Annotated in this window: 9 protein-coding genes, 1 tRNA gene and 1 pseudogene; 4 read left to right on the top strand and 7 right to left on the bottom strand. The window is 46.1% G+C overall.

Going from position 1 to position 16,438, the window contains the following annotated elements:
• Positions 1 to 121: 121 nt before the first annotated feature.
• The 6 genes from dpdE to NDI35_RS16180 form a co-directional block, all read right to left on the bottom strand.
• Positions 122 to 3,457: a protein DpdE gene (gene dpdE / locus NDI35_RS16205; RefSeq protein ID WP_445313635.1), complete on the bottom strand. Its 3,336-nt coding sequence runs from the start codon at positions 3,455 to 3,457 to the stop codon at positions 122 to 124.
• A gap of 296 nt (positions 3,458 to 3,753) precedes the next feature.
• Positions 3,754 to 4,410 carry a glutathione S-transferase gene (locus tag NDI35_RS16200; RefSeq protein WP_445313634.1) on the bottom strand — a complete coding sequence of 219 codons (657 nt, stop codon included), beginning with the start codon at positions 4,408 to 4,410 and terminating at the stop codon, positions 3,754 to 3,756.
• Positions 4,411 to 4,588: 178 nt separating this feature from the next.
• Positions 4,589 to 4,717, bottom strand: coding sequence for a hypothetical protein (locus NDI35_RS16195; RefSeq protein WP_445313633.1), 129 nt, complete (start codon positions 4,715 to 4,717; stop codon positions 4,589 to 4,591).
• Between the two features lie 51 nt (positions 4,718 to 4,768).
• Positions 4,769 to 5,716, bottom strand: a complete 948-nt coding sequence (gene trhO, locus NDI35_RS16190) for an oxygen-dependent tRNA uridine(34) hydroxylase TrhO (RefSeq protein WP_445313632.1) — start codon at positions 5,714 to 5,716, stop codon at positions 4,769 to 4,771.
• Between the two features lie 525 nt (positions 5,717 to 6,241).
• Positions 6,242 to 6,313: transfer RNA gene (locus NDI35_RS16185), tRNA-Gly, on the bottom strand.
• Between the two features lie 115 nt (positions 6,314 to 6,428).
• On the bottom strand, positions 6,429 to 6,704 hold the full coding sequence (locus NDI35_RS16180) for a hypothetical protein (protein ID WP_445313631.1): 276 nt from the start codon (positions 6,702 to 6,704) through the stop codon (positions 6,429 to 6,431).
• Positions 6,705 to 6,924: 220 nt separating this feature from the next.
• Between NDI35_RS16180 and NDI35_RS29615 the strand changes: the two are divergent.
• Together NDI35_RS29615 and NDI35_RS16175 are read left to right on the top strand one after the other, a co-directional pair.
• Positions 6,925 to 7,038 (top strand): annotated as a pseudogene (locus NDI35_RS29615) (DUF8630 family protein); the annotation flags it as partial.
• A 450-nt stretch (positions 7,039 to 7,488) separates the two neighbouring features.
• Entirely contained in the window at positions 7,489 to 11,280 is a 3,792-nt protein-coding gene (locus NDI35_RS16175; RefSeq protein WP_445313630.1) for a chemotaxis protein CheB, read from the top strand.
• A 549-nt stretch (positions 11,281 to 11,829) separates the two neighbouring features.
• On the opposite strand, the gene NDI35_RS16170 is transcribed toward NDI35_RS16175, so the two are convergent.
• On the bottom strand, positions 11,830 to 13,617 hold the full coding sequence (locus tag NDI35_RS16170; RefSeq protein WP_445313629.1) for an efflux RND transporter periplasmic adaptor subunit: 1,788 nt from the start codon (positions 13,615 to 13,617) through the stop codon (positions 11,830 to 11,832).
• A gap of 423 nt (positions 13,618 to 14,040) precedes the next feature.
• Here NDI35_RS16170 and NDI35_RS16165 point away from each other — a divergent pair, with 423 nt between their 5' ends.
• Positions 14,041 to 15,174, top strand: a complete 1,134-nt coding sequence (locus NDI35_RS16165; protein WP_445313628.1) for an AI-2E family transporter — start codon at positions 14,041 to 14,043, stop codon at positions 15,172 to 15,174.
• Positions 15,175 to 15,336: 162 nt separating this feature from the next.
• Positions 15,337 to 16,404: an ABC transporter permease gene (locus tag NDI35_RS16160; RefSeq protein ID WP_445313627.1), complete on the top strand. Its 1,068-nt coding sequence runs from the start codon at positions 15,337 to 15,339 to the stop codon at positions 16,402 to 16,404.
• Positions 16,405 to 16,438 lie beyond the last annotated feature (34 nt).

Below are 16,438 nucleotides of genomic sequence, written 5' to 3'. Positions count from 1 at the left end.
CCCCCATCAATCTGCGTCCATCCCCGTTTATCCGCCTGCATCGGCGGTTAAAAAAGAGCGTGAAGCGAAGCTATCCCGAAGGGAATCGCCCCCACAAAGAGCGATCGCCCTCCCAAACAAATTATCCTTCATCCTCCGACTTTACAGGAGGACGCCCAGAAATCACAATAAATCCCACAGACTCAAGAGTCATGTGCGGGCGGCGAATACCAGCTAAAACTGCTTGACTCAACAAACTTTCGGTATTGATTTCATCCGCTAAAACCGATTCTAAAAGTTGTTCGGATTTAGAAAGTCGATTCAAGCGCAATTGCAATTGATTCACCCGGTTTTCGAGTTGGATTGCAGCGCTGACAGCAGATCGATCGCACATTTCCACAAAAGCCGATCGCCCGCGCAGCAATTCCTCCGATACCACCCGTCCCTTTTGACAAAAATCATCCCATTCTAGCGGATCGACAAAACTGTCAATCAGCGACGTGCGATTTTTCGACAAATTGTAATCCCGATTCGGCCCGCCTTTCCCCTTATAAGCCCGCTGCAAAATCGCTAGAATTTCCGCATCTTCCACCAGAGACATTTCTTCGCTGCGAGCATCTACAAACACAGTTTCAAAAGTTGGGAGAAACAGAGCATCAGCGCGGCGCTGCAAAGCTTTCAAGTTGTAATTTTCGATGTTTTGTGCTTGCAAAACTTGCTCGGCCGGCTGCACATCAGTCTGGATTGAATAATTAAACTGAAAGCCGAACCACTCTTTCCCAGGCTCCGCATCCCAACTTTCATCATGCCGCCACATGGCAAAAGCTTGACCGCGATCGTCCCAGCGAATATAAGAACCCAGTGCATCGATCAATCCCTCACCAATTCGGTAAAGAGCGACATCCGCATTCTGATAAGCAATACGGCGATTGTAACTACCATATTGCTGGCAATAAGGAATCAATCTGGTTGTCAAATCGTTTGAGGGAATCAACGTTTTTTGAGTAGGTTGATAGCGCAGCAGCCCCGATATACTCGGATGTTCGATTTGTTTGAAGTGAAGAGCTTGACACAACCAACCTTCAGTAGCCCGCTGCATTTCTTTATGCTTAGCATCGCAGTTGTCAAGAGATTCAAAATACTGAGATGCGCTGTCATCAAGAGTATCAATTTCATCGAGAACGTACTGTTCGTCAATTTTGATTTTCTCTTGTTCGATTTCAGTTTTAATCGCTTCAATTTCGCTGGATAAGCCCTTGCCTCCCTCAGCAAACAACTTTTCTTCAAGTTTGATAATTTTTTCCTCAGCATAAAACTGAAGGCTGGCAATAGATTTGTTGAAGATATCAAACCCATCTTTTAAAACTTGAAACCAAGCTTCGTGGGGACTCTCCGGCAAATCCGGGCCTGCAAACAAACAAAATTGCACTCCCATTTTGCTGCCAATGCGATCGACTCTGCCGAGTCTTTGTTCTAACTGGTTGGGAAACCACGGCAAATCGAAGTGAACTAACCAATCTGTCAATTGCAGATTTACCCCTACTTCCGCCGATCGATCGCACACTAAGATAAAACAATGCGGCTGTGTCTTAAACCGCTTGAGACTAGCCTCAACATCATTAGCCGATTTGCTCGTGTCATGGCTGGCGATCGCATTTTTACCAAAGATTTTAGCTAAATTTTCTGCAATCTCTTTACAAGTTGCAGTAAAACTGGTAAAAATCACAATTTTCGGGAAACGCTCGCCCGGAATCGGCCGTTTAATTTGCTGTTGAATTCTCGACAGCAAATCACGAGGTTTGCTGTGATACTCGCGCGGAACCTTCAAAGCAACTGCCAGAAATCGGAGAATCGCGATTCGTAACAAACTCAGTCGATCGAGTCCTTCCTGGGGCTTTTCCAGGGTATTGAGCAAGGTTTCCAGTATTTCCTTTTCTTCGGGAAACAGCTCCGTTTTGGTCAAAATTGCCGTGTCATTTTGTCCAAATTCGCGATCGAGTTCTGGAGTCGATTTTTTCTGCAAGCGAGCTTTGACAACCCGTTCTAAAACATTCAGCCAAGTACCAGAAGCGCGGAAAAATAGCAGAAAAATTCTCTGATATTCGCTCGACTTGGGAGCGACTGTGCGCCATTTATCGAGTACGGTTTGAATTTCCGACCACTGTTCATCATTCAGATCGTACTCAGTTTTGGGGACAGCCTCTCGCTCGAAAATCACATCTTCAACCGCATCCCGGCGGTTGCGAAGGATGCGACGATGCAGGCGGTAGGTATCGCTAACGTGAGTGCGAATAGTTCGGACAAGCCGAGCCTGTTCTGCGGTTTCTTGCGTTTTTAAACAACTTTCTAACTCAGTTGCTAATCCGATTAAATAATCATCTTTGGCAAAAATAGTGCGGAGTTGAGCGAGTTTTGTTTGCAAAACAGCAGGCTTGGCATTTTCTCGGAAATCCAGCAAAGCGCGGCCGATTTCTTGACGGTTTTGCACCTGTTCTTTGAAGCTTTCCAGGTCATCAAGACGGTAAGTTGTGGGTTCTAGCAAGTGCAGCATTGTTAGAAAATCTTGCTCGCGGCCGATAACTGGCGTTGCAGATAATAACAATACATTTTTGCTTTTCTGAGCTAGTTTTTGACAGAGTTCAAACGACTGCTGCTGAGCGCGATCGCTCGAATTGGCCATTGCCGCCACATCATGCGCTTCATCAACAATCAGAAAATCTAGGTTGGCGTTGCGGCTAATTTGATTGATGTCGCTAACAGCAACAAGCTGCACTCGGTCAGCAAAATGAGACAAATAGAATTTATTTTCCAACTCCTGCCGCCACTGTTCGAGCAAGTATTTCGGAACCAGAACCACAGCGCGTCCCGTGGGGTCATCTAGCAGGAATTGGCGGAGAATTGTTCCGGCTTCTACTGTTTTTCCGAGTCCTGGTTCGTCTGCCAATAAATAGCGCACGATTGGGTCTTCTAGGACGCGCCGGACGACTTCAACTTGGTGCGGATAGAGGTCTATGTTTGCAGAAATTAAACCGGTCATGCCACGGCTGACGGCCCGCTGTTCGATCGCAGATTGAACGAATGCCAATCGCCGATCGTGAAAATACGGCGTTTCTTGGCCTTTGACTGCTAAAATGTCGATCGGATCGGCGATCGGGATATTGCAGCGAACGTAAAGTTCGGTTTCAACAGCTTGCAAACTTTGGCTGTCGGGCAGGTCAATTTCGTACTCTAATTTATCTTCATCCCAGTCATAAACTCGCCCAATTATCCATCTTTCCTGAGTGGTACTCCAGAGGTAGCAGCGGGTTTGACGCTGAAGTCTAGCTTCTTGCAGCAAACCCAAGGCTACAGTTTTGCGGATGCGCTTTTTAACTGAGCAAAAATATTCAACTACGGCATCAGTACGCGATACCTCGACAACTTTTCCGACTCCCAAATCGTTTCTGGGCGATCGCACTAACGAACCAACATCAATCATAATTACAACCTGACAATACTTACTAGATTACAATAAATCCTTTCCAGTTAAAAATTCTAGCAAAATGCGATTTTTGCCTGCGTCACTTTTCTAGTCAAATGACACAATCTTGTATTCTGAAAAAAATCAGTTTAGCATGATAACTAACATTTTGGGCATTGAATAAATATGCTGACAGCGAATAAGAATAATAGGACTTACGCACGTACTACCATTTTCTGTCCGAATAAAACGTAGTGAAACAATCTCAAACCCTTGATTCAACGCCCTTGAGTGCGTAAATCCTGAATCACTAATTACGAGGAAGGAAAAATAACGCCTAGATTACCGGATTCCCATTTCGGATATTTCTGCATCACACTGCTATAAATTTCCGAGTCTGTGAACGCTGCTAACCAAGCTTGTAGCGGCGGCCAAGGCTGTTCGTTGAACCAAGTTGGATCTGTATGAGCGAATTGACGAACAAAAGGTGCGATCGCCATATCAGCCAATGCTACATTGTTACCAAATAAATATTGAGTGGCACTTAACTGTGAGTTGAGTTTTTCCAGGAATAAAGAACCTTCATAACGATGTACTTGGGCATCCACACCGGGATAACGATCGGGGTACTTATAACGGTCAAGATGATATTTAAACTTATCATCAAATAGAGCGATTAGTTCCAGCATTTCTGTAAGAGAACCTTGCTGTGGCATCAACCATTTTTCAGGATCGTGTTGTCTCAATGCCCACAACATGATATCGATACTTTGATCCAGTACACGCCCATCAACATCAATCAATATTGGTACTGTACCTTTGGCAGATACTTCCAACATCTCTGGTGGTTTGTCTCGCAAAACAACTTCCCGCAACTCACACACCCGATTGCTAACCATTAAGGCCAAGCGCGCGCGCATAGCATAGGGACAGCGGCGGAAGGAATACAAAATCGGGTATGTTGCTGACATATAATATCAATTCCGGTTGCACCGGAATTATTGTTGACTGTTGACTGTTGACTGTTGACTGTTGGCTGTTGACTGTTGACTGTTGACTGTTGGCTGTTGACTGTTGACTGTTGACTGTTGACTGTTGGTCAAAGAAATGAAAATTGCGCGAATTATTTGTTGACCGCAGGATTAGACTTTACGCCCGACGAGGAAGCGCGGATTTGATATCATTCCGGCCTGCGCCGGAATTGATATAATTAGTCGATCGCACGATCGCGTTTTTCGGGTCAGAAACCCGGTTGCTTTCGATATTTCTCGTCGCCAAACAAGATTTTTCGTAGAAACCGGGTTTCTTTGAGCTTAGTGAATAATAATATTAGTCGATCGCACCATCTACTTTTTCCTTCGCATCGTAGCGCGCGCCTATATGTACTTGGTTGCGACGCTTAGCAAGCTCAATCTGACGTTGACGTTCAGATAAGGCTTGTTTTTTGGTTTCAGTTTTGGAGTCATGACAATGAGGACAACTCACACCCACTACAAAGAATTCCGAAGCCTTATCTTCCTGACTAATCGGGTGACGACAACCGCGACAAAGTTCATAGTTTCCCGGCTTTAAGTCCTGACCAACAGAAACCCGCTCATCAAACACAAAACATTCACCTTCCCAACGACTTTCGGCTTCCGGCACCGTTTCCAAATATTTTAAGATTCCGCCTTCTAGATGATAGACTTCCTCAAAACCTTGACTACGCAAAAAAGCAGTAGATTTCTCGCAGCGAATACCACCGGTGCAAAACATTGCCACCTTCGGTTTATTGCGTAAAGCAGTTTCCCGCAGCACCCATTCAGGTAACTCGGAAAAGCTTTTTGTTTTTGGATTAATAGCGCCTTCAAAAGTACCCATAGATACCTCGAAGTCGTTACGCACATCAACCACCACAACATCGGGATCGTCAAGCAGCTTATTCCACTCATCAGGCTTAACATATTTGCCAGCCATGAGGCGGGGATTAATGTGCGGTACCCCCATCGTGACTATTTCGCGCTTCAAGCGTATTTTCAGGCGGTAAAAAGGTGCTTTTTCCGAGAAAGATTCCTTGTGTACCAGATCCGCAAAACGCGGGTCACTACGCAAGAATGCCAGCACTGCGTGTACGCCCTCGGACGAGCCGGCAATAGTGCCATTAATGCCTTCTTCGGCCAGCAAGATAGTGCCTTTAACGTTGTTGTTGTTGCAACAATCGATTAGGGGTGCTTTCAGGTCAGCAAAATCCGGTAGTTCAACGAACTTATATAAAGCAGCGGTTAAGAAATAAGCCATATATCGAATGGATAAGAGTAATTAATTTTCATAATTAAATTATATGAAAATTCAGTCAAAGCGGACGGTGGGACTCGGACCCACTAGGTTCAGCGGAAGAGGTAAGCATCACTCATGGAACCCGATACTGGCAAATGGTTACATCCTCCGAGCTGATTTTTGTATCCCGTGTGGTCTCGAAATTGTCTCCAAAGTGCTAACCTTGTCCTGTCGCTTTTGAAATTTTACCATGAGCCATACGTCTAGTAGAGGTGCGGAATGTGGGTTAAAAGCACCACGCAAAAAGTCGAGGGCTGATTTGGCGGATATGGAAACTGTGCTGGACGTATTGGCAGAGCTAGGCGCTTAACCCAAGCCATATTTAGAGACACTCCAAATACTCTCCACATTGTCTCCAAATTGTCTCCAAACAGCCATCAAAAACCCTGTGTTTGTCTCCAAAAACATCCTGTGCAACCACAGAGATCCAGCCCTAGAAACGCCAAAACCCTTGATTCCTCAAGAGTTTTAAAGAGTTTTTTCGCAAGCGGACGGTGGGACTCGAACCCACGACGTTCAGCATGGGAAGCTGACATTCTACCACTGAATTACGCCCGCGCTTACTGTTTTTTACCTGCTTTCACCTGCTTTCACCTTGGAGGCGCAGCGGTAAAAAACGACTAGAAGAACATTGTACAACGATTTTCTGATTTTGAGTATAGCATTTTGACAATCAATTTTGGACGACAGCGATCGTACACCGGAGCCATGAACTGCGGCGGACGAGCAAATTGTCATCGCCACGAAAAGCTGCCCCGAACATTGACAAAGAGTTAGCGGCTTCTGCGCCCACATTCCGATCGCGATCGAACTGCATCATTTTTAACAGCGCCGCCAAAGCTTCCGCAATTTGAGTCTGTCGCCATCCCATCGCCACGAACATCGCACCATAAACTCCCCATCCTTCACTTTCCTCAGCAACATCGGTAGCGCCACCGCAGAATCGCACTTTCTCACAGCCGTTACCCCCGGCAGCCTGTCTTGAGAATCCGAACTTTGCAGCGCTGCTTGGATTTCCCTAATTTCCCTCGCCCCATTAAAATATATTTTTGTTACTTTTATTTAAGATATTAGCAAAAAGTGCCGGATTGTGGGAAAATAAAAAGTTGACTTATTAGATTGTGTCTGCAAATTAACAGCATCAAACTTCAACACCAGAGGAAGTTCAGAAAGTAATTGCGGAATTTGATCGATATTGGCAACCGCTAATCAACGATACTCTGGAAATGACTCAAAAGGTAAAAATGCCCCAGCAAGAAGTTATGAAGCAGTTAAAAAAATAATCCAGAGAGAGTTTATATCGACGCGACGGTAGCGAATTTGCGTGAAGCGAAGCTATCCCGCAGGGAATCGCCACAACCTGCATAAAAACGAGATTAATTACGGTTCTGTATGGTGTTCTGTTGCTTGAGAAGGGTGGACAAGATTCCGGTTGGAATTTTATTGAGAAGTAGGAGCATTTAGGGAACTCCACTCGATCGCAAACATTCATTGAATTGCTAGGATCGCAGAATCTGGAAAGTTCACTGATTCTCCACTCTTAACAGTACAATTAGTGTAATTTTTAAGGAATTTCCCGTTTCAATCTTGTCCCCCACTAGGAAAGGGGGAACTCCAAAATAAGAATTTTAAAATCCCTTGAGCACACCGACCGAGTTCGCGTAGAGATTATCTCGGCAGGTAGATGACTTATTATTCATTTTGATATATATATATATATATATCAAAAACAAATGCAATATAACTATAATACGCCGACAGCAAGAGCTGTGGTAGAAAAAATGAGTCGTAATAAGTTTTCCAAGAAATCTCAACCTAAAGCTGATCAAAAGCAGCAGAACAATCAAAACGACTTATTTCCTGTAGTCGCAATAGGAGCATCTGCAGGTGGATTGGAAGCCTTTATGCAATTACTGAGCCATTTGCCGATCGATACCGGCATGGCGTTTGTAATAATTCAGCATATGTTGGCGAATCAGGAAAGTGTGTTGAGTGTGATTCTGGCTCGATCGACCCTGATGCCCGTGCATGAGGTGACAGATGGGATGCTGATAGCACCGAATCAGGTCTACGTCATCCCCCCGAATGTCAGCATGACCATCGATCGATCACTGCTGAAGCTAACGCCTCGCGGCAGAGGACGCGGGGTATTTATGTCGGTCGATAGTTTTCTGTTGTCCCTGGCCCAAGAACGTGGGAACAAAGCCATCGGCGTCATTTTGTCCGGGGGCGACGGCGATGGTGCCCAAGGGTTAAAAGCGATTAAGGCCGCAGGCGGTATTACTTTTGCCCAATGTGAAGATTCGGCACAAGTCAGCAGTATGCCGAATACTGCGGTGGCTACGGGTCAGGTAGACTTTATCTTGCCACCTGAAAAAATTGCCCAGAAAATAGCAGAGATCGGCCGTCATCCCTACATTGCAGATCGGCCTTCGACAGAATCGACAACCAGCGAAGATGCGATCGAAAGTGAAGATGCGATCGAAAATAAAGATGCGATCGCCATTATCTACAGTTTGCTCCGGGTGGCTACAGGAGTTGACTTTACTCACTACAAGCAAACCACCTTGAAGCGGCGCATACATCGCCGGATGCTGCTATACAAGCTGCAACGCATCGAAGATTATGCCGAATATCTCCAAAACACCCCGGCAGAAGTAACGGCGCTGTATCACGATGTCTTAATTCATGTCACCAGCTTTTTCCGCGACCCCGAAACCTTTGATGCCTTAACCAGCAATGTTTTTCCCGCAATCGTCAAAGATAAATCGGCAAAAAAACCGATCCGAATTTGGATTGCCGGCTGTTCAACGGGTGAAGAAGCTTACTCGATGGCCATCTGCTTGCTAGAGTTTTTAGCAGCTCGCTCTACTAACCTGCCGATTCAGATTTATGCCACAGACATCAGCGAAAGTGCGATCGCGATCGCCCGCACTGGCTTTTATACCCATGTCCAAGTCGCCAATATTTCAGCCGAACGCCTACATCGGTTCTTTGTCCAAGTCGAGGGCGGATACCAAATCACTAAGGCCGTGCGGGAAGTCTGCGTTTTTGCTAGACAAAACCTGATCGCCGATCCGCCATTTTCCCAGATGGATTTGATTACCTGTCGGAACGTGCTGATCTATCTGGGCCCCCAGTTGCAGAAAAAACTGCTGCCACTGTTCCACTATGGGCTTGGGCCCGCGGGCTTTTTGGTGTTAGGCACTTCGGAAACGGTTGGTGAGTTTTCAGAATTGTTTGCGCTATTCGATAAAAAGAATAAAATTTATACTAAAAAGCTGCTATCGCATTGGCTCAGTATGGATTTAAATGCTAGCAACTATTCTCTGACACCCCCCAACCCTGCACCGCTGCAGACGGAAAGATTGGACGAAATCGAAATGGAGAAAGAGGCCGATCGCATTGTTTTGAATCACTATGCCCCTGTCGGGGTCGTGATTAACACAGCCAGCGAGATTCTGCAATTTCGAGGAAAGACGAATGGCTACCTAGAACCGGCTCCCGGTAGAGCGAGCTTTAACTTGCTGAGAATGGCAAAAGAAGGATTGCGCGTGGAACTGCAAACTGCAATTCAAGAAGCCTCACAGCAGAAGCAATCGATCGCACGGGCAGGCTTGCAAGTTAAAGAGGGCGAGATCATCCGTCAGGTCGGAATTAATGTGATTCCATTCCAAGCCGGCGCTGTGGCAAAAAACTATTTTTTAGTGTTGTTTCAAGAAGAGTGCCCGATGATCTCTGCAATGCCTGCTGCTGACGATGGTAGAGTCAACTCCGATCCTTCACAGGCTGAAAGTCGGGAGATTGCAAGGCTGCTAGAGGAACTGAAAACAACAAAAGAACATCTCGGAGCGATCGTCCAAGAACATCAAGCCGCTAATCAAGATTTGAGAGCCGCCAACGAAGAGATTTTGTCGAGCAACGAAGAGTTGCAAAGCATGAATGAGGAACTCGAAACGGCGAAAGAAGAGATTCAGGCAACCAATGAAGAACTCAACACGATTAATGACGAATTGCAGCGGCGCAATCTTGAATCGACTCAGGTGAGCAACGATTTAGAGAATCTGCTGGCCAGCATCAATATTCCGATCCTGATGCTGGGAGGCGACCTGCGAATCCGCCGATTTACTCCCGCAATCGAAGGTATCTTCAACTTGATTTCTACCGATGTCGGGCGGTCTTTGAGCGACATCACTCACAAGTTGATGGTACCGGACTTAGAGCAACTGATTTTAGAGGTGATCCGCACGCTCAATTTGAAAGTTCAGGAGGTTCAAGATCGAGACGGTCGTTGGTACGATCTGCACATTCGAGCCTACCGGACGATCGATCACAAGATTGATGGGGCTGTGGTGATATTGGTGGATATCAACGAGCTAAAAGTGAGCGCCCAGCATTTGATGGAAGCGAAAAATTACGCCGAAACGATCGTGGAAACGGTGGTGCAACCGTTGCTAGTGCTAGATCTCGACCTGCGGGCGCTCACTGCCAATCGTTCTTTCTACGAGACGTTTCAGGTGACGCCGTGCCAAACAGAGCACCGCTCATTGTTCGATCTGGGTAATGGACAGTGGAATATTCCCAAGTTGCGATCGCTCCTAAAAGAAATTCTGGCAGGAAATGCCGGGTTTAAAGATTTTGAGGTCGAGGATGACTTTGAGAAGATCGGGCATAAAATAATGCTGCTAAATGCCCGCAAAATGCCTCCTAGTGGCGATACACAGATGATTCTGCTGGCGATCGAGGATATCACGGATCAAAAACAGTTCGAGACTGAACGCAGCCTTCGGATTCAAGAACAATCGGCTCGTGCGGCTGCTGAGGAGGCCAACCGCGTCAAAGATGAGTTTTTGTCCGTCCTCTCTCACGAATTGCGGACGCCGCTCAATGCGATGATTGGCTGGGCACAGTTGCTGCGCCTGAAAAAATTTGACGCGGCTAAAACCGAGGAGGCGCTAAAAACAATCGAGCGCGCCGCCAAAGCACAAAACCAGCTCATCGATGACATCTTAGACGTTTCGCGGATTACCACAGGCCAATTTCGGCTCAATGCTGCTCAAATTGAGATCAATCCACTGGTTGAAAATGCGATCGCGGTGATTCGTTTCGCAGCAGAAGCCAAAAATATTCAACTTGAATCGAGGCTAAGTCCTTTAAAACCAAAGATTTTGGGCGATCCAAGTCGCTTACAACAGGTGCTGTGGAATCTACTTTCAAACGCGATTAAATTCACCCCAGCCGGAGGAAAAATTGACATCGCATTAGACTACATGGATGGAATCGCTCAAATCCAAGTTAGCGATACTGGTAAAGGGATTCCCCCTGATTTTCTCCCCTATGTGTTCGATCGCTTCCGTCAGGCGGATAGTAGCTACTCTCGCAGAGACTCTGGATTGGGGCTAGGACTGTCGATCGTCCGTCATTTAGTAGAACTCCACGGCGGTACAGTTATTGCAACAAGTGCGGGTGAGGGACAAGGGGCAACGTTTACCGTGAGGTTGCCGCTACGAACAGAGATCCCATGATTGTTGACTGTTGACGGTTGACTGTTGATTGTTGACTGTTGACTGTTGACTGTTGACGGTTGATTGTGAGTCAAAAAAATGAAAATTGCGCGACTTATTTGTTGGCAGCTTGATTCGACTTTATCAGGACGATAAGCGCGGATTTGATATCATTCCGCCGCCACCGCCATTGATATTATTTCTAATCTTATCTTCTCATCTGATATCGTTTCCGGTTGCATCACAATAATAAAATCGAGTCAACATTTAACACTCAACCATTGAGTTTTTCCACCCCTCCTTCAACAGTCAACAGTCAACAGTCAACAGTCAACAATCATTCGGGTTGCATCACAATAATAAAATCGAGTCAACAGTCAACAGTCAACATTAATTGATATTATTTCTAATCTTATCTCCTATCTGATATCGTTTCCGGTTGCATCACAATAATAAAATCGAGTCAACAGTCAACAGTCAACAGTCAACAGTCAACAGTCAACCGTCAACAGTCAACCGTCAACAGTCAACCGTCAACAATGATAAGGAGTGCAACCGCAATCGATATAACTATTTACCAACCTTAACCTGAGCGCCATCCTTAAGAAAACCAGCCCCAGTAACAACCACCCGATCGCCCGCCTTCAAACCCTTTTTAACCACCACCTTAGCAGCAGTCAAATCGCCCACAGCACCCCCGGAAATTTCCCCGACTTCCACTGGTTGAGCCTGCACCTTGTTTTCGCCCACAAGTTTATAAACAAGAGAACTGCCATCAGATTGCGGTACAATAGCTTTAGCAGGGACTTTCAAACCTTGAGCCGTTGCCGTCGAAATGGATGCGCGCAAAAACATTCCCGATCGCAAAAACTCGCTTGTCGGCAAATCAATCTTCACCGTAGCTTGTCGATTTTGCGGGTCAACTACCGGCGAAATCTCTCGCACAGTTCCTGACAACTTAATCCGCTTGTCAGAATCCGAAGTAATTTGCACTGCTGTTCCCGGCTGCACTTGCGAAACCTGAGTTTCTGGCACTTTCAATTGCAGTTCCAGCTTGTTGCCGCGAATAATCGAAAAGAGTTTTTGACTTCCCGAAGAAACATCGCCAACTCGACCAATTCTTTCAGCCACAGTGCCACTATCCGGCGCTCGAACAATTGTTTGTTCTAGTTGAGTTTGTAACTGTTTGACTTGTGCATCATTGCTGCGGACACTTGCTGCGTTATTTCCGACATTTGCTCTCGCACTGCTGACACTCGCTCCTGCCGTATTCACTTTAGCACGAGCGCTGGCAAGGGCAGCTCTCGCCGTACTGATATTAGCTTCAGCAGTAGCTACTTTAGCAAGAGAAGATTGCACTTCTTCCGCTGCTTTATTCTGTTCTTGCAAAGCTGTATTCAAGTCAGCTTTAGCTTTGTTCAAGTCTTGAACAGCAGTCTGCCGCTCTGTCTTGCGTCTTTCCAAATCTTGCTGACTAATTACTCCCTGAGAAGCCAAATCTTGGGTGCGATTTACTTCTCTTTGAGCTTGATCTAATTTAGCCTGAGCGGAGGCAATGCCTGCTTTAGCTTGGGTGACACCGGCTTTAGCTTGTTCCACACCGGCTCTTGCCTGCCCGACACCTGTTTTGGCTTGCGCTGCGTCAGCGATGGCTTTTTCAACACCAGCTTGGGCTTGAGCAACGCCGGCTTGGGCTTCTTGTTGGGCTGACTGAGCTTGCTCTACTTGAGCTTGGGCTTGTTCTACCGTAGAATTGGCCGATTGTACTCCCGCCAGCGCTTCGGCAATTTGCGATCGTAGCACCGAATCGTCCAAAACCGCCATCGTCTGACCTTTTTCTACCACATCCCCTTCATTCACCAACACCTGCTTGATTTGCAAACCGTTGGCTTGTGGCAGCACCGGCAGCAAGTCATAGGCTGCCACCGTGCCCGTCGCTTCCAGAGTTTCACCCACCTGGGCAGATTCCACAGGCGCCACTGTCACCGTCGGAGCCGTCGCCTGCTGGTTTACCGATGGAATTGGAGCTGCCGGAGGTGAACTCTGCTTGCCCCCAGTCAAGTTTACTGCTAGCAGCGTTGCAGCCACGCCAACCCCTGCGCCCGCCAACAAGGCCGGCCACCTGATTTCTTTGCGGGACCCAACTTCAGTTGCTTCTGGTTCCCAAACTTGTTCCTCCTCGATTTCTGGAACTTCCAGCGCAACTTCTCGTTCATCTTCCTCACCGGAGAATTGCCAGCGAGAGTTGTCTGAGACTTCACTTTCAGCTACATCCACTGCTGAGTTCCTGTCGCGCCCGCTCTGCACGGGGGGAACGGGTTGCTTTTCTTCGGCTTCTGAAAAAACTTGATTAGTCACGGTAGTTCCTCTCGCCAGTATGAGCCTTTCCTTTTTTTTATATTGTAAAGAAAGATTACGATATTATTTAGTTCATTGTAGCGGAGGGCATCTGGAGTAGCGCTTCCTCCTTTTGGGTGAGTGTTGCGCCGTTTCACCCTACAATGGCGATTTTGATTAAATATTGATCAAAGTTTGTGCGATCGACATTTAATTTGATCGGTCTGTGGGGCATACTGAATATTAGCGGGATTGGCGATCGTGGAGTCGATCGGGCTGGCATTGTGTCTCCCCAAGTGGCTTAGCCGTCACCTATCTATCAATGCTGAGAAAAGTCAGTCTAATCTTGAACTGATTATTCCTAATCTATACTTTCATGTGTTTATTGTATAATACGGCACATCTGCTGAAAAAATTGTGCCACTTTATTTAAAAAAAATCAAAATGAATAGTCTCTTTTCTCCTCTCCAACAGTTTCTAATTACTTGGCTGCTAGTGCTAGTAACGGGATGGTTTACCCTGAGTGCGGTCAGTTATGTTGGGGAACTGGTCAGCATTTTAGTAACAGCGGGACTGATTGCATTTTTATTAAATTATGCAGTAAAAAGACTGCAAGTATTTTTGCCCCGGGGAGTAGCTGCGGGGCTGGTTTATTTAACTGCGGGTGTGATAGTAGTAGTAATCGGTGTAACTATTGTGCCGCCGGTGTTCAGCCAAGCGAGGCAGTTGGGGGTGAGGTTCCCGGAATTGCTGGAGTCGGGGCGGCTGCAGCTCGCTGAATTTCAAGCCTGGAGTGCCGAGCGCAATTTACCGTTTGACGTGCAAATATTGGAGCAGCAACTGTCAGCTAGAGTCCAGGGACAAGTCCAAGCGATCGCCGGTACGGGTTTAGGCTTAGTTGTAGGTACTTTTAACTGGTTTTTGGACTTAATTTTTATTGTCGTGATTTCCTTTTATATGCTCCTAGATGGGCAAAGAGTGTGGCAGGGTTTGACCAGCATTTTTTCCCCAGACATTCGCTATGTTTTAACAGAGACTTTGCAGCGAAACCTCCAGCGATTTGTATCGGGACAGTTATTGCTGGGACTATTTATGGCCATCTCGCTGACTCTGGCTTTTTGGTGGCTGCAAGTTCCGTTTTTTCTGTTATTTGCGGTATTTATAGGATTGACGGAAATAATTCCGTTTATTGGAGCCACTTTGGGAATAGGCACTGTTAGTATAATTGTAGCGTTTATTGATTGGTGGCTGGCGCTGCAAGTGTTGGTAGTGGCGATCGGTCTCCAGCAAATCAAGGATAATTTAGTAGCTCCCCGAATCATGGGCAATCTCACCGGATTGAGTCCGGTAATTATTTTCACAGCTTTGCTTTTAGGAGGTAGAGTGGGAGGATTGTTGGGAGTTATCCTGGCAATTCCGCTCACTGGGGTTGTAAAAAGTATAGTAGAAATTGTACTCAATCCCAAATTGCCACCCCAAACAGGCTCGTTTTTCTACAATCCTTTTAGCGGCGAGGAATTGGGTAAAATACCAGAAGAGGAAACTAGAATAATCTTGGTCGCAGATGAACAAAAGTAGTCTAATTTTTGTAGTAAGTAATTCAGTTATGAAAATTTTTATAACTCAGGAATTAACTTTTGGCTGCTGAGTCCATTAAGAAAAAACTAAAGTCTCTACAAAGAACTTTAAGAACTTTAGTCTTGATTACTAACCCACTGAAAATCTCAAACCTAAAAACTTATGAAATGGTGGCAAAATCTTAGAAAAAATCCTCTAGCCCGGTTGGGAGCCGTGCTACTGTTAATTTTTTATACAGTCGCACTTTTGGCCGAATTTGTGGCCCCTTACGACCCCTACGACTCTCAATTAAACGGTTCCTTGCTGCCGCCGACTCAAATTTATTTAAGCACCCCAGACGGGCGATTTATCGGGCCCCACGTTTATCCGACTACTCAGGGCCCAGTGGATGCGGATACCGGCGCTCGCGAGGTAATTGTAGACTGGCAAAAACCCTCTGTTGTCGGTTTGTTTGTCAAAGGTTCTCCGTATAAGTTTTTAGGAGTTTTGCCATTAGACAGGCACTTGTTTGGTACTACAGGAGAAGGTCAAATTAACATTTTAGGCACGGATGAACAAGCTCGCGATCAATTCAGTCGCCTAGTACACGGCAGCAGAATTAGCCTCAGCATCGGTTTAGTAGGAATAGCAATTTCTTTTCCCTTGGGATTGTTAATCGGAGGCATATCGGGTTATTTTGGCAGTTGGATTGACAGTATCTTAATGCGCTTTGCCGAAGTATTGATGACGATTCCCGGTCTTTATTTATTAGTAGCGCTAGCAGCAGTGCTGCCCCCAGGATTGACAAGTGCTCAGCGATTTATATTGATTGTGCTGATTACTTCATTTATCAATTGGGCGGGTTTAGCGCGGGTGATTCGCGGTCAGGTACTGTCAATTAAACAACTAGAGTTTGTGCAAGCGGCGCGGGCAATGGGCGCCAATCCAATTTATATTATTATCCGCCACGTTTTGCCACAAACTGCAACTTATGTAATTATTTCTGCTACTTTGGCTGTTCCGGGTTTTATTGTGGCGGAGTCGGTTTTGAGTTTAATTGGCTTGGGAATTCAACAGCCCGATCCTTCTTGGGGAAATTTACTATCTCTGTCTACTAATGCTTCAATTTTAGTGTTGCAGCCTTGGTTGGTTTGGCCTCCGGCGATACTGATTATTTTGACTGTTTTGGCGTTTAATTTATTGGGGGATGGGTTGCGGGATGCTCTCGATCCGCGCAGCATTCAAAGGTAATATCATTTCCGGTTACACTCATACATGATGTTGA

This window comes from Microcoleus vaginatus FACHB-2002 (assembly GCF_040004035.1).
Lineage (GTDB): Bacteria > Cyanobacteriota > Cyanobacteriia > Cyanobacteriales > Microcoleaceae > Microcoleus > Microcoleus vaginatus_C.
The sequence above is the reverse complement of the archived record's forward strand: the minus strand, read 5'-3'. Positions and strand labels throughout refer to the sequence as shown.